Source organism: Brevibacterium sp. ZH18 (assembly GCF_022748595.1).
Taxonomy (GTDB): Bacteria; Actinomycetota; Actinomycetes; order Actinomycetales; family Brevibacteriaceae; genus Brevibacterium.
Genome location: NZ_JALDSX010000001.1, coordinates 136,165 through 156,659 on the forward strand (window position 1 = coordinate 136,165; position 20,495 = coordinate 156,659).

20 protein-coding genes, 1 tRNA gene and 3 pseudogenes are annotated in these 20,495 nt (G+C 64.4%); 19 read left to right on the forward strand and 5 right to left on the reverse strand.

The window, feature by feature from the left end:
• Positions 1 to 49: 49 nt before the first annotated feature.
• A complete protein-coding gene (locus tag MPN20_RS00640) occupies positions 50 to 898 on the reverse strand; it encodes a CPBP family intramembrane glutamic endopeptidase (RefSeq protein WP_242778113.1) in 849 nt (282 codons plus the stop codon).
• Between the two features lie 81 nt (positions 899 to 979).
• On the opposite strand from MPN20_RS00640, the gene MPN20_RS00645 reads away from it, so the two are divergent.
• Together MPN20_RS00645 and MPN20_RS00650 are read left to right on the forward strand one after the other, a co-directional pair.
• The gene (locus tag MPN20_RS00645; protein WP_242778116.1) at positions 980 to 2,179 is read left to right on the forward strand and encodes a molybdopterin molybdotransferase MoeA; all 1,200 of its coding nucleotides are present in this window, start codon (positions 980 to 982) and stop codon (positions 2,177 to 2,179) included.
• Positions 2,180 to 2,196: 17 nt separating this feature from the next.
• Positions 2,197 to 3,327 carry a ThiF family adenylyltransferase gene (locus MPN20_RS00650; RefSeq protein ID WP_242778119.1) on the forward strand — a complete coding sequence of 377 codons (1,131 nt, stop codon included), beginning with the start codon at positions 2,197 to 2,199 and terminating at the stop codon, positions 3,325 to 3,327.
• Positions 3,328 to 3,338: 11 nt separating this feature from the next.
• Here MPN20_RS00650 and MPN20_RS00655 read toward each other — a convergent pair whose 3' ends face one another.
• Both MPN20_RS00655 and moaA read right to left on the reverse strand, forming a co-directional pair.
• Positions 3,339 to 3,584, reverse strand: a complete 246-nt coding sequence (locus tag MPN20_RS00655; protein ID WP_242778122.1) for a MoaD/ThiS family protein — start codon at positions 3,582 to 3,584, stop codon at positions 3,339 to 3,341.
• Entirely contained in the window at positions 3,585 to 4,673 is a 1,089-nt protein-coding gene (gene moaA, locus MPN20_RS00660; RefSeq protein ID WP_242778240.1) for a GTP 3',8-cyclase MoaA, read from the reverse strand.
• A 42-nt stretch (positions 4,674 to 4,715) separates the two neighbouring features.
• Between moaA and MPN20_RS00665 the strand changes: the two genes are divergently transcribed.
• The 13 genes from MPN20_RS00665 to gluQRS all read left to right on the forward strand — a co-directional run bounded on the left by MPN20_RS00665 (position 4,716) and on the right by gluQRS (position 16,638).
• Positions 4,716 to 6,017, forward strand: a complete 1,302-nt coding sequence (locus MPN20_RS00665) for a molybdopterin molybdotransferase MoeA (RefSeq protein ID WP_242778125.1) — start codon at positions 4,716 to 4,718, stop codon at positions 6,015 to 6,017.
• Positions 6,014 to 6,484, forward strand: a complete 471-nt coding sequence (moaC, locus tag MPN20_RS00670; protein WP_242778128.1) for a cyclic pyranopterin monophosphate synthase MoaC — start codon at positions 6,014 to 6,016, stop codon at positions 6,482 to 6,484. Before MPN20_RS00665 ends, moaC begins: the two co-directional genes overlap by 4 nt.
• Positions 6,481 to 6,903 carry a molybdenum cofactor biosynthesis protein MoaE gene (locus MPN20_RS00675; RefSeq protein WP_242778131.1) on the forward strand — a complete coding sequence of 141 codons (423 nt, stop codon included), beginning with the start codon at positions 6,481 to 6,483 and terminating at the stop codon, positions 6,901 to 6,903. Before moaC ends, MPN20_RS00675 begins: the two co-directional genes overlap by 4 nt.
• A complete protein-coding gene (locus MPN20_RS00680; protein ID WP_242778134.1) occupies positions 6,900 to 7,301 on the forward strand; it encodes a TOBE domain-containing protein in 402 nt (133 codons plus the stop codon). Before MPN20_RS00675 ends, MPN20_RS00680 begins: the two co-directional genes overlap by 4 nt.
• 70 nt (positions 7,302 to 7,371) lie before the next feature.
• Entirely contained in the window at positions 7,372 to 8,148 is a 777-nt protein-coding gene (gene modA / locus MPN20_RS00685; RefSeq protein ID WP_242778137.1) for a molybdate ABC transporter substrate-binding protein, read from the forward strand.
• 2 nt (positions 8,149 to 8,150) lie between these two features.
• Positions 8,151 to 9,884 (forward strand): ABC transporter permease, encoded by a 1,734-nt coding sequence (locus tag MPN20_RS00690; protein WP_242778140.1) that lies wholly within the window; start codon positions 8,151 to 8,153, stop codon positions 9,882 to 9,884.
• A 32-nt stretch (positions 9,885 to 9,916) separates the two neighbouring features.
• Positions 9,917 to 11,611, forward strand: coding sequence for an AMP-binding protein (locus MPN20_RS00695; RefSeq protein ID WP_242778143.1), 1,695 nt, complete (start codon positions 9,917 to 9,919; stop codon positions 11,609 to 11,611).
• Positions 11,612 to 11,798: 187 nt separating this feature from the next.
• Complete coding sequence (locus MPN20_RS00700; RefSeq protein ID WP_242778243.1) at positions 11,799 to 12,527, forward strand: amino acid ABC transporter ATP-binding protein; 729 nt, start codon at positions 11,799 to 11,801, stop codon at positions 12,525 to 12,527.
• Positions 12,528 to 12,597: 70 nt separating this feature from the next.
• The gene (locus tag MPN20_RS00705) at positions 12,598 to 13,494 is read left to right on the forward strand and encodes a glutamate ABC transporter substrate-binding protein (RefSeq protein ID WP_242778146.1); all 897 of its coding nucleotides are present in this window, start codon (positions 12,598 to 12,600) and stop codon (positions 13,492 to 13,494) included.
• A gap of 67 nt (positions 13,495 to 13,561) precedes the next feature.
• Positions 13,562 to 14,224 carry an amino acid ABC transporter permease gene (locus tag MPN20_RS00710; RefSeq protein ID WP_242778149.1) on the forward strand — a complete coding sequence of 221 codons (663 nt, stop codon included), beginning with the start codon at positions 13,562 to 13,564 and terminating at the stop codon, positions 14,222 to 14,224.
• Positions 14,221 to 15,063, forward strand: coding sequence for an amino acid ABC transporter permease (locus MPN20_RS00715; RefSeq protein WP_242778152.1), 843 nt, complete (start codon positions 14,221 to 14,223; stop codon positions 15,061 to 15,063). Before MPN20_RS00710 ends, MPN20_RS00715 begins: the two co-directional genes overlap by 4 nt.
• A gap of 298 nt (positions 15,064 to 15,361) precedes the next feature.
• On the forward strand, positions 15,362 to 15,679 hold the full coding sequence (locus MPN20_RS00720; protein ID WP_242778155.1) for a GNAT family N-acetyltransferase: 318 nt from the start codon (positions 15,362 to 15,364) through the stop codon (positions 15,677 to 15,679).
• 5 nt (positions 15,680 to 15,684) lie between these two features.
• Entirely contained in the window at positions 15,685 to 16,638 is a 954-nt protein-coding gene (gene gluQRS, locus MPN20_RS00725; protein ID WP_242778159.1) for a tRNA glutamyl-Q(34) synthetase GluQRS, read from the forward strand.
• Between the two features lie 46 nt (positions 16,639 to 16,684).
• On the opposite strand, the gene MPN20_RS00730 is transcribed toward gluQRS, so the two are convergent.
• Complete coding sequence (locus MPN20_RS00730) at positions 16,685 to 17,974, reverse strand: glycosyltransferase (protein ID WP_347566782.1); 1,290 nt, start codon at positions 17,972 to 17,974, stop codon at positions 16,685 to 16,687.
• The gene (locus MPN20_RS00735) at positions 17,975 to 18,886 is read right to left on the reverse strand and encodes a DMT family transporter (RefSeq protein ID WP_242778162.1); all 912 of its coding nucleotides are present in this window, start codon (positions 18,884 to 18,886) and stop codon (positions 17,975 to 17,977) included.
• Between the two features lie 268 nt (positions 18,887 to 19,154).
• On the opposite strand from MPN20_RS00735, the gene MPN20_RS00740 reads away from it, so the two are divergent.
• The 4 genes and pseudogenes from MPN20_RS00740 to MPN20_RS17440 all read left to right on the forward strand — a co-directional run.
• Positions 19,155 to 19,227: transfer RNA gene (locus MPN20_RS00740), tRNA-Asn, on the forward strand.
• Positions 19,228 to 19,339: 112 nt separating this feature from the next.
• Positions 19,340 to 19,519, forward strand: a pseudogene (locus tag MPN20_RS00745) (LLM class flavin-dependent oxidoreductase); the annotation flags it as partial.
• A gap of 68 nt (positions 19,520 to 19,587) precedes the next feature.
• Positions 19,588 to 19,851 (forward strand): annotated as a pseudogene (locus MPN20_RS00750) (hypothetical protein); the annotation flags it as partial.
• Positions 19,848 to 20,387 (forward strand): annotated as a pseudogene (locus MPN20_RS17440) (relaxase/mobilization nuclease domain-containing protein); the annotation flags it as partial. The pseudogenes MPN20_RS00750 and MPN20_RS17440, both read left to right, overlap by 4 nt.
• Between the last annotated feature and the right edge of the window lie 108 nt (positions 20,388 to 20,495).

Here is a 20,495-nt window from a genome sequence, read left to right on the forward strand (position 1 = left end):
CTGCCGTGAACAGTGTGCACATGTGGCCCACCGGTCAGCTGAGGTGCCTTCAGATTCCGAAGAATATCGGCAGTGCCTCGGGATGATGGGCGTGGACGATCGTAAGGAAGACCAGTGCGTCGAAGAGGAGGTGCACGGTCACCGTGTAGGGCAGGGACTTCGTGCGTGTGAAGATGAATGCCTGGACGAGAGCGAACGGGATCGTCAGCAACGGGCCGATCGACCGATATCCCAACTCCCAGAGGAATGACACGAAGATCACCGAGGTGATGATGTTGGCCGTCCAGAATTGGAAGTGTTTGCGCAGCAGAGCGAAGACCGTGCAGATGAAGAACAGCTCATCCCAGATCCCGACGGCGTTGACTCCGAAGAAGAGACGGATGATCTCGTCCCAGTGGGTCACCGGCGGCCAGTTGAGGTAGACCCCCGTGCGCATGAAGTACTGGGGGAGGATGAGCCAGGCGACGACGATCACGAAGGCCAGCCATGCCCATTCGAGCCGCGACCATCTCTGTCCGCGCCGGAGCGGGAAGACGATGGTCCGATCGTGGAACCAGTACCGGGTGATCAGCCACGGTCCGATGACCACGGTGCTGAGCACGAGGCCCATACGCGCGATGTTGGCCCACGAAATGTCGGCCTCGACCGAGATGGACGAGATGAGCCCGAGGCAGCCAGCGATGACGCTGAGGTCGCGGGCTAAGACGCGATCGGTCATCCATGCGATGATGACCGAAGCGATCATCGGCATGTAGCCGAAGGCTCTCACCTCGGGGAACGTCGTGCCGAGGCCGAAGAGGACGAAAGCCGACAGTGCCAGCAGCACCGCTGCGAGGCCGGGCCACGACACCACGGAGAAGCGGCGAGGTGCGGGCTCGAGTTGAGAGTGCGTGTCCACGATGCACACTCTAGAGCACCGCAGTCCGAGAACGTCGTCGGCAGCCGGTGGCGCCCCGTAGGATCTGAGGCAGGCGAAAGGATGTCAGTGGAACCTGAGGAATACTGCGAGCTCATCGCGGGCTCCGCCCCGCAGCGCACCGGCATGGTCGTGGGCACGGATGAGGCGATCGGGCGCACTGCGGCCGAGGACGTCATCGCCGACGTTGCGCTGCCGGCGTTCGCGACTTCGGCGATGGACGGATACGCCCTCGACGTGCAGGCGCTCACCCGCGCCCGGGCGGGCGTGCGGATCAGCGTCACCGGAGACGTCCCGGCAGGGGGCGCAACCGTGGACATCCTGCCCGGGACCGCAGTGCGGGTGATGACCGGGGCCCAAGTCCCCAACGCCGCCGAGGCGGTCGTTCCCGTCGAATTCACTGATGCCTCCCGCACAGGAGCTGCGCCCGACCACCTCGTCGTCACCGGTCTTCCTGACCGTCTGCGCTCGGGCTGGAACATCCGGCACGTGGGGGAGGACACCCAGGTCGGGGACACCGTGATCACTGCCGGCAAGACCATCACCGCCGCTGGAGTCGGCACGCTCGCAATGCTCGGCCGCACCGAAATCAGCGTGCAGCGGCCCCTGACCGTCGGGATCATCGTCACTGGCGATGAGCTGCGCACCGACGCGACCGCCTCGGCGAAGGCAGGTTCCGGACCGTTCATCCACAATTCGAATCTGCCGATGCTCGCGTCGGCACTCAGGCAGGCTGGAGCCGTCCCGCTCGAACGCGGATGCGGTGACGATCCGAATGACCTGCTGCAGATCCTCGACGACCTCGCCGGACAGGTCGACCTGATCATCACCACCGGCGGGATCAGCGCCGGTGCCTTCGAAGTCGTCCGGCAGGCGCTCGAAGGCCGCCACTCGACCTTTCTACGTCTCGGGCTGCGTCCGGGCGGCCCGCAGGGGTACGGCCGCTGCGGCAATGTACCCATGCTGCATTCCCCAGGGACCCCGACGGGAGCATTCCTGTCGTTCCACCTCTTCGCCGTCTCACTGCTGACGGGTCGGACCTTGGACACGCGGTGGAAGAAGGCGGTCTTCGCCGGTCCCGCCGTCGCAGGCCATCGCAAGGGTGTGTCCCTGGCCCCGGGGCGCTTCACTGCGCACGGAGAGGTCGAGATCGCCCCGCGTTCACGTCTGCGCGACTTCGCGGGCGCCGATGTGATCATCAGAGTCCCCGGTGCTCCCAGCGCCCTCGAAGACGGGGACGTGATCTCTGTCCTCGACTGCTGAGAACTAGACTGGCAACTATGTCAGGAAACCCTCTCAGCTCCGCGGACACCGCACGCTATGCGCGGCAGATCCGGCTCCAGGGGTTCGGCCCCGCGGCCCAGTCGACACTATTGGGATCCCATGTGCTCATCATCGGCGCCGGGGGATTGGGTGCACCGGTTCTGACCTACCTCGCCGCCGCCGGCATCGGCCACCTGAGTATCGTCGACCCTGACGTCGTCGAACTGTCCAACCTTCACCGCCAATTCATCCATTCCGAGACCACAGTCGGTCAGCGGAAGGTCGATTCGGCGCAGGCGAGGCTCACCGAGCTCAACTCCTCGATCGACATCGTCACCCACCCGGTCCTGCTGACCGCTGAGAATGCGCTCGACCTCATCGCCGATGCGGACATCGTCGTCGACGGCAGCGACAACTTCGCCACCCGCTACTTGGTCAATGATGCCTGTGAGATCCTCGGCACGCCGCTGGTCTGGGGAACCATCCTCGGCTTCGACGGGCAGGTTGCTGTCTTCGACTCAGCTCGGGGCGCAACCCTGCGTGACCTCTACCCGGTCGTTCCCGCACCCGGCTCCGTTCCCGACTGTGCCACTGCCGGGGTTCTCGGCGCCCTGTGCGGCAGCATCGGGGCGGCCATGGCGATGGAGACGATCAAAGTGCTCACCGGCATCGGCACGCCTCTGATCAACGCGGTGTCGGTTCACAGCAGCCTCGACGCGAGTTGGGAGACGATTCCCGTCTCCCGCATTCCAGACCGAGTCGCGATCACCGAGCTGACAAGCCACCGCGGCGACTACGGGGACGATTCATCCCCAGGGGAGCCCCCGTCAGCCGCTGGGCACAGCCGACCGGAGATCGACGAGGGCACGGCTCGGCCGACGATGACCTGGGCAGAGGTCGAGCCCGCAACTCGCCTCATCGACATCCGCGAGGACGACGAAGTGGCCACTGGGATGGTCCCGGGGGCCGAACACGTGCCGATGGACGTCCTGCTCGCCGACCCCTCAGGGTTCGCAGGTGGGACAGAGCTTGCCCTCTACTGTCGCTCAGGTGTGAGGTCCGCACGAGCGTGCGCACAGCTGCGGGGACTGGGGATCGCTGCGAGGTCGGTCTCGGGTGGGTATCTTGCGTACCTCTCCCAACCCTGAGGGACTGCGAATCAGCCGCCCGCGAAGGGCGGAAGCACGTCGACTGTGTCTCCTTCGGCGAGCGCGAGGCCGCGATCCGTGGCCGCGACGGAATTGACGAGGAAGCTCGATCGCGAGATCACGGTTCTCCCCTGAGGACCGGCATCGTCGGTCAGGGACGCCACCAGAGCCTCAAGGGTCGCGGCGGAAACGGTGAGCTCCTTCGTGCCGAAGGCCTCACGGGCCGCGGCGAAGAGGCGGACGTTGATCTGGGGCACTTATCCTCCGATGGCGCTCATGGGTCGCTGGGGCTGTTCGAAGCTCTCGGAATCCATGCCGTGGCCTGCGAGCTTCTTCCAGTGGGCACCCTTCCACAGGTTGGCGATGGCCTCGTCGTCGGCACCATTGCGCATGGCCGTGAGCAGGTCAACCTCGGTGTGCGAGAACAGGCAGGTGCGGACGCGGCCTTCGGCGGTGAGGCGGGTGCGGGTGCAGTCGGCGCAGAAGGGGCGGGTCACCGAGGCGATGATGCCGACGTCGCCCAGGATCGTGTCGGGATCCTTACGGGAGGCGACGAGGAACTTCTCCGCCGGGGCACCGCCTCGCGGAGCCGAATCCGGGGTGAGGACGAAATCCGGTTCGAGGAGGGCGAAGATGTCAGCGGCGGTGATCATGCTCGACCGTTCCCACGAGTGACCGGCGTCGAGGGGCATCTGCTCGATGAATCGCAGCTTCAGCCCGCGCTGCAGGCACCAGTGCAGCAGGTCGGGCGCCTGATGGTCGTTGACGCCGGGCAGGAGGACCGCGTTGATCTTGACCGGATCCAGACCCGCGGCCAGAGCACCGTCGATGCCCTCGAGGACACGGTGCAGGAACGGCCTGCGGGTGATCGTGGCAAAGGTGTCGGGGTCGACGGTGTCGAGGGAGACGTTGATCCGGTCGAGTCCGGCGTCGCGCAGCTTCGCGGCACGTTTGTCGAGACCGATGGCATTCGTCGTCAATGCGATATTCGGGCGGGGTCGGAGTGCGGCGACACCGGCGATGATGTCGGTGACATCTGCGCGGGTGAGGGGTTCGCCGCCGGTGAATCTGATCTGGTCGACGCCGAACTTCTCGACGCCGATCCGAGCGAAGCGGATGATCTCATCGGCGTTCATGGCCGCATCCCGCGACATGAACTCGACGCCTTCTTCGGGCATGCAGTAGCTGCAGCGAAGATTGCAGAAGTCGGTGAGCGAGATGCGCATGTCGCGGGCCCGACGGCCGAACGTGTCGAGGAGGGAATCCTCCTGGTGGGCGCTGAACTCCTCACCGGGGTCCACTGTCGGAGTTCTCAGAACCGGAGTCGGCAGGCTGATCTTCCGCATTCCGTCATCCTCCTTGAAAGGCATTGTCGCTATCATCGTCCCATGACTACCGCAATCATGCATCGTCAACGCGTGCTCGAGACGATCTCCGACCTGGTCGGCACACAGACGGTCGAGCTCAGCCGCCTGCTCGATGCGCCCCGTCGTCTCGCGGTCGACGTCCTCTCGCCCATCGACGTGCCCGGCTTCGACAATTCGAGCATGGACGGCTACGCCCTCGCTGCCTCGACTCTCCGGGACGCCGCCCAGGTCCGACACCCCGACACAGACAGTCCTGGCGATCCCACAGCTTCGGACAGCTCCGGTAGGAGTGCCCTCACCGTCTTCGGACCCATCCCAGTCCACGGTCGGGTAGCTGCCGGAGCCCGAGGCACCGAGGTGGCCCCGGGTAGCGCCGTCGAGATCATGACCGGGGCGCCCCTGCCGCCCGGCACGGACACGATCGTGGCGATCGAAGCCACCCGACCCGGCGAATTCGAATCCCCGGAGATCACAGTCACTCTCTCCGACGTCGGCTCCGGCCCACACCCGGGCGCCTATGTGCGACCCCGCGGCAGCGACGTCACCTCAGGGACCACGGTCCTGCGTGCCGGAACCATGCTCACTCCGGCCCACCTCGGTGTGGCTGCGGCCTGCGGAATCCGCAAACTCGAGGTTCAGGCCCTGCCGCGCGTGCTCGTCGTGAGCACCGGCGACGAGATCACAGCCGATGCGGCCGCCGGGATCCACGACGCGAACGCGATCACGCTCTCGGCAAGTCTGCGTCGCCTCGGGGTCGAGGTGACGACCCTTGCGATCCCCGACGATCCGCAGCTGCTCCTCGACCGTGTCGCCGCCGCCGAGGCCGATCTCGTCATCTCCACGGGCGGCATCTCGAAAGGTGCGCACGAGGTCGTCAAGCTCGCCTCCGAACTCGACTCTGAATCGGCCATGGTCTTCGAACCCATCGCCATGCAGCCCGGAGGGCCGCAGGGGTGCGGCACGCTGGCCGGACGCCGCTGGATCGCGCTGCCTGGCAACCCTGTCAGTGCACTGCTGAGCTTTGAGATGTTCGTTCGTCCCGCCCTGCTGGGCCTCGACGTCGACGAAGACCCTCGGGAGGTCGAGTTCCACCGGCTCGTCGACGGACTCGACGAGACACCGCCGAGCGGGAAGCTGCAGGTCCGCCGCGCGATCATGACCGAGCGCGGTCTCGAACTCCTCGGCGGCTCCCGTTCGCATCTGCTCCACAACTATGCGCAGAGCACCCATCTCGTCTTCATTCCGCCTACGGATCCGATGCCCTCACCCGATGATCCGTTCACGGGCTCGGAGGATAGGGTGAGGACGTGGAAGATCGCATGAAACTCTCGCACATCGATGAGACCGGGGCCGCGCACATGGTCGACGTGGCGGACAAAGACGTGACCAGACGCCGTGCCGTGGCGACTGCTCTGATCACGACCCGCACCGACGTCATCGACATGATCGCCGAGGCGGGGCTGCCCAAGGGCGACGCCCTGCCCGTGGCGCGCATCGCCGGGGTCATGGGTGCCAAACGCACGAGTGACCTCATTCCCCTGTGCCACCCGCTGCCGCTGACCGGCATCGACGTCGACTTCGAACTGCTCGAGGACGGCGTGCGCATCATCGGGGCCGTCAAGACGGTGTCGAAGACCGGCGTGGAGATGGAGGCGCTGACGGCCGTCACCGTGGCCGCACTGACGATCTTCGACATGATCAAGGCCGTGGACAACAGGGCAGTCATCGGAGACGTCAAAGTCATCGAGAAATCCGGTGGACGCAGCGGCGACTGGACCCGTGAGCCATGACCGTCATCCGCACCGACATCGTCGAGACCCCGATCAGCACCGCCGCCCTCGAACCCGCTGTGCTCACCGCCGAATGCGGAGCCGTCGTCAGCTTCTCCGGTGTGATCCGCGATCACGACGACGGACGGGGAGTATCACGGCTGACCTATGAGTCCCATCCCTTGGCGACGACCCAGATCGCCGAGGTGGCCGCTGAGATCGCGGACAGACACCCTGCCGTGCGTCTGTCCGTCGTCCACCGCGTGGGTCCGCTCGAGATCGGTGACGTGGCCTTGGCGGCTGTCGTCGCATCGGCTCATCGCCGTGATTCCTTCGAGGCCTGCTCAGAGCTCATCGACGAGGTCAAGGCTCGAGTCGCGATCTGGAAGCACCAGTACTTCGCCGACGGTGCCGACGAATGGGTGGGGGCGCTCGAATGACGGAACTGCGCATCAGCGATGCGGCCCGCTTCCTCGGCGTCAGCGATGACACCGTGCGACGGTGGGTCGCCGACGGCAAGCTCACCCAACGCAAGGACGCCTCCAACCGCGCCGTGGTCGACGGCCGGGAGCTCGTGGCGATGGCCCAGTCCGGTCCCGGTGCACTCGACGATCCGACCGGGGTCACGAGCTCGGCCCGCAATCGCTTCGCCGGCCTCGTCACCAATGTCGTCATGGACGGAGTGATGGCGCAGGTCAGCCTCCAGTGCGGACCGTTCCGAGTCGTCTCCCTGATGTCGGCGGAGGCCTGTCGTCAGCTGGAGCTTGAACCGGGGAGCCTCGCGACTGCCTCGGTGAAGGCGACGATGGTCTCGATCGATACCGCTCCGGACCGCTGAGATCCGCTGTGGTGACTCAAATGCCGTGTTGAATTAGCAGTATGTCCGCAGATGCGGGTTTAATGGCTAGATGAAGTCTTTTTCCGTCCTCTGCATCGTCGCAGCGCTCTCTCTGACAGCATGCTCCTCCGGCTCAGCTTCGGGCTCGGCTTCGGGCTCGGACTCTGGTGCGGGGGAGAAGGCCACCGTGACGGTCTTCGCCGCCGCCTCCTTGACCGAGGTCTTTGCCGACGTCGCCGACGAATTCAAGAAGACGAACCCGGATGTCGACGTGAAGTTCTCCTTCGCCGGCTCCTCCGACCTTGTCGCGCAGATCTCCGAAGGCGCCCCAGCCGATGTCATCGCCACCGCCGATGAGAAGACCATGGACACTCTCGCAGGCGATGATCTGCTCGCGGGTGATCCTCAGATCTTCGCGTCGAACACCCTCACCCTGGCCGTGCCCACAGGCAATCCAGAGAACATCAGGTCCTCGAAGGACTTCGCGGGCAAGGACCTCGTGGTGTGCGCGCCGCAGGTGCCGTGCGGTGCGGCCACGCAGAAGTGGGCGGATCAGAACGAGGTGAAGCTCAACCCCGCCAGCGAAGAGAACTCGGTCACCGACGTGCTCGGCAAGGTCAGCGCCGGTCAGGCCGATGCCGGCATCGTCTACGTCACCGACGTGGCTCGTGCCGGCGGTGACGTCGAAGAGGTCAGACTCGACGGCGCTGACAAGGTCGTCAACCAGTATCCGGCGGCGACGGTCAAGGCCAGCAAGCACCAGGAGCAGGCCGCTCAGTTCGTGAAGTTCCTGGGCTCGGACAAGGCCGTGGATCTGCTCGACGATGCCGGCTTCGCGACTCCCTGATCATGGCAGCGCGCAGCAGGTTCTCGCAGGGCAGGTCAGTGCAGGGCGGGTCAGTGCAGGAGCGTAGGCGAGTCCAGCGTGGCAGGCGCGGGCACCCGAGCCTCCCGGGGTGGCTCTGGCTGCCCGCCGCTCTGGGGATCGCGTTCCTGCTCGTCCCGATCATCGGGATGATCAGCCGCATCGACCCCGGCTCGCTGAGCGACGTCATCTTCGCCGACGAGTCGAAGCTGGCGATGGGACTCTCGCTCGGCACCTCACTCATCTCAGCGTTTGTGAGCGTCATCATCGGGTTCCCGCTGGGGTATCTGCTGGCCACGCGCACCTTCAGAGGTCAACGGGTCGTGCGCACGCTCATCCTGCTGCCCCTGGTGCTGCCTCCGGTCGTCAGCGGCCTCGCTCTTCTCTACACGTGGGGTCGGTCCGCGCTCCTCGGCTCGGCACTTGAGGGCATGGGGCTGGGACTGGCGTACACGACGGCAGCCGTCATCTTCGCCCAGATCTTCGTGTCCATGCCGTTCATGGTGATGTCCGTCGAGACAGCAGCAGCGGCACGCGGACAGAACTTCGAACTCGCCGCTGCGGAGCTCGGCGCCAAACCGAACCGCGTCTTCTTCCGGATCACCCTTCCGCTCCTCAAACAGGGCATCATGACCGGCGCCGTGCTCTGCTTCGCCCGGTCCTTGGGGGAGTTCGGTGCCACGCTGACATTCGCCGGGTCGCTGTCCGGCGTGACCAGGACGATGCCTCTCCAGATCTACCTGGTCCGCGAAACAGACCCTCAGTCGGCCATCGGCCTGTCCCTGCTGCTCATCGTCGTGGCTCTCATCATCATCGTCCTCGCCTACCGATCGCCGTCTGCTCCGAGGCTGCGGGCTTCGCGAGGGGCGACGGGGCCGTCTGCCGCGCACAACGAGGCTGTGGAGGCGTCCATCGGCGTCCTGCGCGCCGAGGCGGGGGCTGATGCCGAAGGTCGATCAGCATCGCCGGACTCCACGATGAGCATCCGCGCCACACTTCCCGAGCGCGGCATCGACGTCGATCTCACCGTGCCCGCGGAAGGCACGACGGCGATCATCGGTCGCAACGGTGCCGGCAAATCCAGTCTGCTCCAGGTGATGACCGGGGCGATCGCGGCGGACACGGCCGTCCTGCGCATCGGCGATGACACGATCGTCGACACTGCGGCCGGTGTCTGGCCGCCCGTGCATGATCGCGGCATCGTTCATTTAGCGCAGAACCCGCTGCTGTTCCCGCACCTGTCGGTCATCGACAACGTCGCCTTCGGACTGCGTGCCCATGGTCGACGATCGCGCGAGGCACGGACATCGGCCCAGGACATGCTCGACCGGCTCGGCGTCGGACACTGCAGCGACCGACGACCCGATGCGGTGTCCGGGGGACAAGCAGCCAGAATCGCGCTGGCCAGAGCTCTGGTCATCGATCCCAAGCTGCTGCTCCTCGACGAACCTCTCGCCGCCCTCGACGTCGATGTGAAGATCGAGACCAGGCGGGTGCTGGCCGATGTGCTGTCCGGCCGCAGTGCTGTCCTCATCACCCACGACGTCGAGGATGTCTCGGCGCTGGCCTCGACCCTCGTGCTGCTCTCAGCAGGTACCGCTGCCTACGTCGCCCCGGTGGGGGAGGTCTCACCGGTTCCGGGTACTCCCGGCCACGATTTCCTGCACAGCTTTTGCGAGACAGACCGAGAAGGAATACTGTGCATTGAGTCACAGTAGATTCTTCGCACCGAGCCAAGGAGCACACTGACGTGTCAGAACTTTCCTACTCCTCCGGTCCCTCGCTCACCCCGCTTCTGGGCCAGACGATCCCCGCACATTTCAGAGCGACAGCAGCCGCTCATGCCGATTCGTCGGCGCTGATCGACCGCCACTCGGACCGCCGTTGGACCTATGCGGAGTTCGACCGCGACACCGATGCCCTGGCCATCGGCCTGCTCGAGCGAGGAGTCAAGAAGGGCGACCGGGTAGGCATCTGGGCACAGAACGTCGCAGAATGGGCGCTGATCCAGTACGCCACTGCGAAGATCGGGGCCATCCTCGTCAACGTCAATCCCTCCTACCGCAGCCACGAACTCGAATACGTCGCGAAGCAGTCGGGCATGACCATGCTGGTCTCCCAGATCACGGCACCCCCGCACTCGGACTTCCATGCGATCGCCACCGAGGTCGCGGCGAAGGTTCCCGGCCTCGAACTTGTCTTCCTCGACACCGTTCCGGCTGACCTCTGCGGTGATGCGATCATCGGCGAACGTGAGTCCTTCGCCCATCTCATCGGAAACGGTCGGTCACTTCTCGACGACGCGTCTGCGAAGTACTCTGTTCGTCTCCAGCAGCTTATGGACGAGCTGGCGATGGACGACCCGATCAACATCCAGTACACCTCCGGCACCACGGGCTTCCCCAAAGGCGTGACGCTCAGCCACCACAACATCCTCAACAACGGCTTCTTCATCGGGGAGCTGCTGGGCTACTCCCCGAAGGACTCCGTGGTCCTTCCCGTGCCCTACTATCACTGCTTCGGCATGGTCATCGGCAACCTCGCTGCTCTCAGCCATGGTGCCGGCGTCATCCTCCCGTCTCCCGGATTCGACCCTGCGGCAAGCTTGAGGGCCGTCGCTGAGGAGAAGGCGACCTCGCTCTACGGAGTGCCCACGATGTTCATCGCTGAACTCGAACACCCCGACTTCCCGACGTTTGATCTCAGCTCCCTGCGCACCGGTGTGATGGCCGGATCACCCTGCCCGGTCGAGATCATGAAGCGTGTCATCGACGACATGAATATGGAGGAGGTCGCCATCTGCTACGGCATGACCGAAACCTCACCCGTGTCGATGATGACCCGCGTCGACGACAGCCTCGAGGCCCGCACCCAGACCGTCGGCCGGGTGATGCCCCACCTCGAGATCAAGATCGCCGACCCGGTCACAGGACTCGCCGTTCCGCGCGGGCAGAAGGGTGAGCTGTGCACCCGCGGGTACGCGGTCATGCTCGGCTACTGGGAGAACCCGGAGAAGACCGCCGAGGCGATCGATGAGTCCCGGTGGATCCACACCGGTGACCTCGGGATCATGGATGACGACGGCTATGTCGACATCTCCGGCCGCATCAAGGACATGGTCATCCGCGGCGGAGAGAACGTCTACCCTCGCGAGGTCGAGGAGTTCCTCTACCACCACCCGTCGATCAGGGACGTTCAGGTCGTCGGAATCTCGGACGAGAAGTACGGCGAAGAGCTCATGGCCTGGGTGATCCTCAAGGACGGGGTCGAGTCTTTGGATGCGGAGGCGGTCCGCGAGTTCTGCTCGGGCAAGCTCGCACACTTCAAGATTCCTCGCTACGTCGAGGTCCGCGAGTCGTTCCCGATGACCGTGTCCGGCAAGATCCGAAAGATCGACCTGCGCGAGGAGGGCGAGAAGATCGTCCACAGTCAGGCAGACGGCTGAGCGAAATTCAACCGCGGCGGACGTGAGGAACGCGTCCGTCGAGCCTCGATGCAGGTGAAGGAAGAGCTGCAATCGACGAATGATCGAGGTCACAAGTCGGTTGCAGTTTTTCTGTGCACTCGCCGAGTTTTCCATGTGTGACCTATATTCACTAAGATCAGTGTTCATGAGAGATGAATCACTGCCGTTGGTGTCCGTACGGAATGTCGAGAAGCACTACGGTGACTTTCACGCTCTGAAGAACATCAACCTCGATATCCAAGAGCGCGAAGTCGTCGTCGTCATCGGTCCGTCCGGTTCCGGCAAATCGACCCTGTGCCGAACCATCAACCGCCTCGAGACCATCACCTCGGGCACGATCACGATCGACGGCAAGGTACTGCCTGCCGAGGGCGCTGCGCTGGCTCAGCTTCGCTCGGACGTCGGCATGGTCTTCCAGGCGTTCAACCTGTTCGCCCACAAGACGATCCTCGAGAATGTCACGCTCGGGCCGATCAAGGTCCGCAAACTGTCCAAGGCCGAGGCTGAGAAGCAGGCGATGGCGCTGCTCGAACGCGTGGGCGTGGCCCATCAGGCCGACAAGTATCCTGCCCAGCTCTCGGGCGGTCAGCAGCAGCGTGTGGCCATCGCACGGGCGCTGGCGATGAAGCCTAAGGTGATGCTCTTCGACGAGCCCACCTCGGCGCTCGACCCCGAGATGATCAACGAGGTCCTCGACGTCATGGTCGGACTGGCCAAGGAGGGCATGACCATGGTCGTGGTCACCCACGAGATGGGCTTCGCTCGCAAAGCGGCTCACCGCGTCGTCTTCATGGCCGACGGTGAGATCGTCGAAGTCGCCGAGCCCGAGGAGTTCTTCAACAATCCGCAGACTCCGCGGGCCAAGGACTTCCTGTCCAAGATCCTCACCCACTGAAGCAGCCACGCGCTGTTTCCTCCAGCACCACTCTGCCCACATTTCAGCACCACTCTCACAAGGAGAAGCAATGAAGAACCTCAAACTCTCAATCGCCTCGGTCGCGATCGGCATGCTCGCACTCAGCGGCTGCGGCCAGGGCGGCACCCCCGATGCCCCAGCCGAAGGCGGCGACTCGAAAGCCGCGCCGGAATACACGGTCAACGACAAGGCCGATGTCTCTGACTCGAAGACACTGAAGGCCGCCAAGGACGCCGGCGAACTGACCATCGGTGTGAAGAAGGACCAGCCGGGCCTCGGTAACGTCAAGGCCGGCTCCGACCAACCTGAGGGCTTCGACATCGAGATCGCGAAGATGGTCGCGGCTCAGCTCGGCTTCAAGCCGGACCAGATCAAGTACACAGAGACCGTCTCCGCCAACCGTGAGCCGTTCCTGCAGCAGGGCACCGTCGACATGGTCGTGGCCACCTACACGATCAATGACGAGCGCAAGAAAGTCGTCGACTTCGCGGGACCGTACTACGTCGCCGGCCAGGACCTTCTGGTGGCTGAGGACTCCGATATCGCCGGGCCCGAAGACCTCAAGGGCAAGAAGGTCTGCTCGGTCGACGGTTCGACTCCCGCGCAGAACATCAAAGAGAAGTACAAGGACGCCGAACTCGTCACCTATGACGCGTACTCGAAGTGCGTGACTGATCTCCAGTCGGGATCTGTCGACGCCGTGACCACCGATGATGCGATCCTGCGTGGCTACGCCAAGCAGTACGAGGGCGAGTTCAAGGTCGTCGGCAAGCCCTTCACCGAAGAGCCCTACGGCGTCGGACTGCCCAAGGGCGACAAGGCCATGCGCGACGCGGTCAACGATGCGCTGCAGGAGGGCATGGACGACGGCGACTGGAAGAAGGCGTTCGAATACACTCTCGGTTCGACCGATGGCGTCGACATGCCTGAGATCGACCGTTACTGACACGTCCGCGAACTGACATGATGCGAGGGCGCCGTCAGGTGCCCTCGCATCGATTAAGGAATCCGGAATGGATTTTCTGCAGCTGATCGAAATGTTCCTCTCGGGCATCTGGGGGACGGTCAAGCTCTTCCTCATCGCCCTCGTCGGCTCACTCCTGCTCGGCACCGTGCTGGCAGGTATGCGGGTGTCTCCGACGCCCGTACTGCGCATCGCCGCGTCGACCTACATCAACATCGTCAGGAACACTCCGCTGACCCTGGTCATGTTCTTCTGTGCCTTCGGACTGCCGTTCCTCGACATCCGCTTCGGATCGACGAGCTCCTTCAACTCGTTCATCTACGCGACGATCGCGCTGACCGCCTACACCGCCTGCTTCGTGGCTGAGACGCTCAAGTCGGGAATCTCGACGATTCCCGTCGGCCAGGCTGAAGCCGCACGGGCAGTCGGACTCACGTTCGGTCAGACTCTGGGGCAGGTGGTCCTGCCGCAGGCATTCCGCACGGTGATCCCGCCGATGGGCAGCGTCATCATCGCGATGCTCAAGAACACGTCAATCGCCTCGGCGTTCAACAACCGGGAGCTCATCTCCGCCATGCGCAATGCCATCGAGGTGCGCGGCGACCTCGTCATCCCGCTGCTGTTCGGCACTGCATTGGCCTACCTGATCCTGGCGCTGATCCTCGGTCGCGTCTTCGCCTACCTCGAAAAGAAGCTGGTGATCCTGCGATGAGCGCTCCGACTCAGGTCCTCTTCGACGAGCCCGGGCCCAAGGCCCGCCGCAACAACGTCATCCTCTCGATCGTCTCCGCCATCGTGCTGGCCGGCATCATCGTCTTCGTCGTCTGGAAGTTCGCAGACGCGGGGCAGCTCGAGCCCGCGAAATGGTATCCATTCACGTTCTCGCAGATCCAGGTGGTGCTGCTCCAGGGCATGCTCGCCACGCTCAAGGTCGCCGTCGTGGCCTCGGTTCTTGCGCTCATCGTGGGCGTGGTCTTCGCACTGATGCGGCTCTCGGGTTCGAAGTTCGTCTCCGTGCCGGGCACCATCATCCTCGAATTCTTCCGCGGCGTGCCGGTGCTGCTGCTCATCTTCGCGATGTTCCTCATCTTCGGCAACGCCATCGGCTCGTTCTGGTCGGTCGTCGTCGGTCTCACCCTCTACAACGGAATGGTCCTGGCCGAGATCATCAGGGCAGGCATCCTGGCAGTTCCGAAAGGGCAGAAGGAAGCCGCCATGGCGATCGGCCTGCGCCCGGGCCAGGTGATGAGCCTGGTGCTGATGCCGCAGGCGCTGCGTGCGATGATGCCGACGATCATCGCTCAGATCGTGGTTCTGCTCAAGGACTCAGCCCTGGGCTTCATCGTCACCTACCAGGACCTGCTGTACCAGGTGAACCTCATCGGACGCGAGTACAACAACCTGCTGCCCACGTTCCTCGTCGGTGCCGTGCTGTTCATCATCATCAACATGCTGGTCGCCGGGTTGGCTCGCTGGCTCGAGAAGCGACTTCAGCGCAAGACCACAGCTCCGATCGATGCTGAGGGCCTGTCTGCTAAGACAGGCACCTGAGCCGCTCGCTGCTCGACTGTTCATGGGCTGCCCTCCGACTGCGGAGGGCAGCCCTCACTCTGTCCTGGCACCAAGCGCTCCTGTTGTCGGCGGTCCGCCGGACGAACGCCTGCTTGAGCGGTGCAGGGTGGCGCGTCTCCGTAGCACCGAACTCGGCGCAAGGGTATCGTGGCGAGCACAAGATGTTCCCTCGCGGAGTCGTCTCGTTGACATCGCTGTCGATACCGCTTGGCCTCGGAGCCGATTGCTCCACCGATTGAAGATTCCGCGCTCTTATGCCGGTGACAAGGAGTCGCACATGCAACCCGAACTCAGTTCCACCCCGGTCACAGTGGTCGACAATGTCGGCCGCGAGCGGTTTGAGATCTACACAGCCGAGGATCCTGCTTCTTTCGTCGGTTTCCTCGCGTATCAGACGTTGGACGGGAATACGCTCGAACTCCAACACACGATCATCTCCGAAGGGTTCTCGCGCCGCGGGTTCGCGCGGACGCTCGTGACGAACGTCCTCGACCGCATGCGATCCGAAGGCAGGAAGGTCGTGCCGACCTGCAGCTACGTCCAGGACTTCCTCCAGCGGTTCCCTCAGTACGCCGACCTCGTGTACGAGGTTTGAACAGTTTGAACAGTTTGAACCTGCAGGCCCGTGCTGCCGGACGATTTGCTCCCAGTCCCAGCGGGGACCTGCACATCGGCAACATCCGATCTGGACTGCTCGCCTATGTCCGTGCCCGCCAGACAGGACGTCGATTCCTCTGGCGAGTCGAGGACCTCGACCGGGTCAGTCCAGGTGCGGCTGAATCCCAGCTCGCCGTCTTCGCGGAACTCGGCGTCACCCCGGATGAGGCGCCGCTTATCCAGTCGGATCGGCTCGACATCTACGCCGAGGCGATCACGTCATTGCAGCACTGCGGGCTGGTCTACGAATGCTACTGCTCGCGCAAGGACATCCAACAGGCCCCATCCGCACCCCATGCCCCACCCGGGGCATATCCGGGAACCTGCCGCAGCCTCGGCGAGGTTGAGCGGGAACGGCAACGGGATCGCCTGGCCGCTGACGGGCGCAGCCCGGCTCTGCGGCTGCGGACCGAGAATTCTCCGGTCACCGTCCATGACGAACTGCTCGGTGACATCACAGCGCCCACCGACGATCTCGTCCTCCGGCGCGGGGACGGCGTCTACGCCTATAATCTCATCGTCGTCGTCGATGATGCTGCCAGCGGCGTCGACGAGGTCGTGCGGGGTGACGACCTGGCAACGTCGGCACCCAGACAGGCTCATCTCGCCAGCCTCCTCGGTCTGCCCGCGACGGGATGGCTGCATGTGCCGCTGGTGCTCAACGAGTCCGGACAGCGTCTGGCCAAACGTGACGGTGCAGTTACCTACCAGCAGCTCCAGGCATCGGGTTGGACGAGTGCCGACGTCTTCGCGTGGATGGGGGAGTCGCTCGGCTTCGGGCCGGGGTGGACGAGTCTCGACGACATGATCGCAGGCATCGATTTCAACCGGATACGGCGTGAGCCGACGGTGTTCACCCCGCCTGTTGAAGCGCCGAGGGTGAGCGGCCTGGACTGATCTCGGCGCTTCCGCCTTCCCAGTCCCAGTACCCCAGTGTGTGGGCTCAGGCTGCTGCGCGGTCCTTGTTCTCGATGACCCAGTCGTAGATCGATTCGAAGGTGTCGAGTGTGTACTCGATGTCGTGTTTGGCCACGACGTCGAGAGATGCTTTCGACATCGTGTCGAGGTCGCCGTCCGGCATCGTGGCGATCCGGGTGAAACGTTCCGCGAGTTCGTCGATGTCGCGGGGTGGGAATAGGAAGCCGTTCACTCCGTCCCGGACGAGGTGGGGAAGCGCGACCGCATCGGCGAGGACTACGGGCTTCCGTGACGCCAACGCCTCCAGAGTTGCGATCGACTGGAGCTCAGCTGTCGAGGGCATGCAGAAGAACGTGCAGCGCTGATAGGCGTCCATGAGCTGCGCGTCGCTGATCTTGCCGAGTACGTGGATGCGATCGGAGATGCCGCGTTCGGCGGCAAGTTCCTTGAGCGGCTCCTCCTGGTCGCCGCCGCCGACGATGTCGGCTTCGAGTCCCAGGGCCGGATCGGTCTTCGCCACAGCTTCGACGATGTCCGCAGCATGTTTCTCCGATGAGAGGCGACCGACGAAGAGCACCCGCGGGGGAGTCGTTTCCGCGGTGGGCCGATCTTCGGCCGCGGCCGCTGACCGCGGTGCCGTTGACGGTGGTGCTGTTGATCGTGGTGCCGTGGTTGCAGGAGCAGCGTCGTCCTCGTCGCGCACGTGGGCGAAGCGCTCGAGGTCGATGCCGCAGGAGACAGCGCGGATGGGTGAGGTGAAGCCGTTCTGGGTCAGCAGATCTGCTGCCAGCTGGGTCGGCACGGTGATGAAGTCCGCAGACTGGAACTTCCTTCGCAGATCCCACCACGCCGCGGCAGTGCCGCCGTCGAGGAGTGCCTTGGGCGCCTTGACGTAAGGACGGACATTGTCCGGCATGAAGTGATTGGTCGCCACGACGGGAATCCCACGCCGGTTGGACTCGGAGAATGCGTAGCGCCCGATGACGAAGTGCGCCTGCGTGTGGACGACATCAGGTTGGAGCGTATCGAGCAGCCGCGAGAGCTCGGGCTTCGTCTCCCACGGCATGCAGATCATCCATGTCGGGTGCAGCAGCCACCGATGGGAGGTCAGACGATGCACCGTGACGCCGTCTTCGACGCTCACCGACGCTTTGCCTGTGGCCGACGGGCACGCCACATGGACGTCATTGCCACGTGCGGCGAGGCCGGCGGCCAGTCGTTCGGCGAATTTCGCAGCACCATTGACTTCGGGCGCGTAGGTCTCCGTCGGGATGAGGATGCGACGGGGCGGTGTGTCACTGTGAGCGGACAGAATTCAGCACTCCTCGGTGTCGGTCATCTCGTCTGCGCGACGGGCTACTCGACGCTGGTCTTCTCGATCTTTGACATCGGGATGATAACGCGACAATACAACGACTCCCAGACACGCGACCAATCCTGTGGCTGTGATCACGATGATGAGCCAGATGGGGGCCGATGCAGCCTCGCCGAGGACGACTGAGCCGAGGATCACGGCACCGATCGGATCGACGACGGTGAGGCCGGCGATGACCATCTCCGGAGGACCGGCAGCGTAGGCGTTCTGCACGAACCATGACCCGATGGCAGCGGCCGCAGCGAGTCCGATGATGTTGATCCACGTGACCTCGCCCAGCCCAGCCTGCAGGAACTGAACGCTGACGAGGTGGGCGTTCGTGGCCACGCAGGCGAAGAGCAGTCCTGCTGAGGTGATGAGGACGAGCTGCGGGGCATGTCTGAAGAACAGCATGATGACGAGGCCGAGCACCACGACGACGCCGGTGATCCAGACGAGCGGCATCGCATCGGCGCCCAGATGGACCTCGGAACGGGCCGTTGTGGCGGAGAGGGCCACGAAGATGGTGACGCCGACGGTGCACCAGACGACGGATTGGACCAGCCGACGATTGACTTTGAGCCCCCGGTGGCGGATCCCCAGCAGGACGGAGACGATGAGTGAGAAGGCGCCGATGGGTTGGACGACCATCACCGGTGCCAGTGCCAGGGCGACGAAGTTTCCGGCCGTGCCGAGTCCGAGGATGGTGAGCCCGAGCAGCCACTTCCGGTTGCTCAGCAACTCTTTGAAGTGAGCCCAGCTGAGCCCGTCATGCGAATCGTCCTGTGAAGTGACCGCTTCGTGCTGGTAGAGAGCTCCGTAGGCAAGTGCCACCGATGCCAGAAGGGCGAGGGCGATTGCCACTATGGTCACGTACGCCTCTTCCGCTGCGGGGTCTGTGGAGGATTGTCCTGGTTTCAGTCGATTTTACAGTGCATGCACCAGGTGAAGTTGCCTGTTGGCTGAGTTTGTCCTGACTGTACGGATTGCCGGGTGCCCGGAGGTGGGGCTAACCCGAAGCAGGTCATCGTGCCTGCACATTCTCATCGCGAAGAGTGTGAGCTAACGCACTCGATCTCGCTTTGTCCGGACCCCATCTGCTTTGCTAAGCTGTTTCAACGTGCGCAGGCAACTGCGCCTTTCCTCCGTAGCTCAGTTGGCAGAGCATTCGACTGTTAATCGAAGGGTCGCTGGTTCGAGCCCAGCCGGGGGAGCGGCAAAGGCCTCGTCCTGATGGACGGGGCCTTCGTCATATCCGGATCGTTGCAGTTCTGACGTCGCGGGAGCCAAGGGAATACGTGGTGCGCCGACCAGGTTGGTCAAGACATGAAGGCATTCGGATTCTTGAGTTTCGGCCATTACGGCTCGGGGGGCGCTCCCGGTGAGTACGGCGCGAAGGAAGCACTGCAGCAGGCGGTGGAGATCGGTGTCGGTGCCGACGAGATCGGTGTCAACGGCGCCTACTTCCGGGTTCATCACTTCGCTGAGCAGGCGGCTTCGCCGATGCCGCTCCTGTCGGCGATCGCTGCGAAGACCACGGGAATCGAAGTGGGCACCGGCGTCATCGACATGCGCTACGCGATGCCCTCCACGCCTCCCGCTCGGAGGAGTTGGACGCCGCCGTGGCGGCGCACCTGCTCGGGGTCGAGGCGCGTGTGCAGGCGTCGGCGGACGCTCGTGAGCTGGCTGCCCAGGTGCGCCCGCTGGCGATCAACGTCAACGACTTGGATCACCGCGCGCGCGCCGGTGAGGCGGTGGCGCTGTCGTCGGAGGTGCCCGAGCTGATCGAGCTGCTGCGCGAGGTCCGCGCCTTGCTCGGGGATCGGACGGCCGCATGAGCACCACCCACTACAGCCCGAGCACCAGCGCCGCCGACACCGAGCGCTATATCCGCGGGAAGGAGGACGAGCGGGGCGTCGCGATCACGTGCGAAGTGCCGGGAGGCCCTGGCGCATTCTCGGCGCGCGCACGGGCGCTCACGCAGAACACCACGCGCGAGGTCGAGGCGCTGCATTACCGGCAGTCTTTCAGCGACGAGGAGTTCGACCCGAAGAACCCGGAGCACGTGCAGCGGGTGAACGATCTCGGCTATCAGCTCGCGAAGAGGATGCACCCCGACTCGGACTGCCTCGTGGTCAGTCACGTGGATGGCCGGGGCAGAAAGCCGCATAACCACATCTTGGTCATCAATCACAGCAACCGGACCGGAAAGGCGCTCTCGGACTACCGGACGTTCCACGATCGCAAGGCCGGGAACCAGCGGGGCGTGCAGTCGGCGAACGACGAGCTGATGCGAGAGCACGGGCTCTCGGTCGTGAAGCGGCTGGAGCACGCGCCGAAGGACTGGGAGCTGCGCCGCGAGGACTTCGCGGAGGGCGGGCTCGACCGCGAGATGGGTGACCGGATGAGCGCCGCACTGGCCGACCCCCGCGTGGTGGACAAGGCCGGTCTCGAAGCGGTGATCGAGGAGCAGAACCAGCAG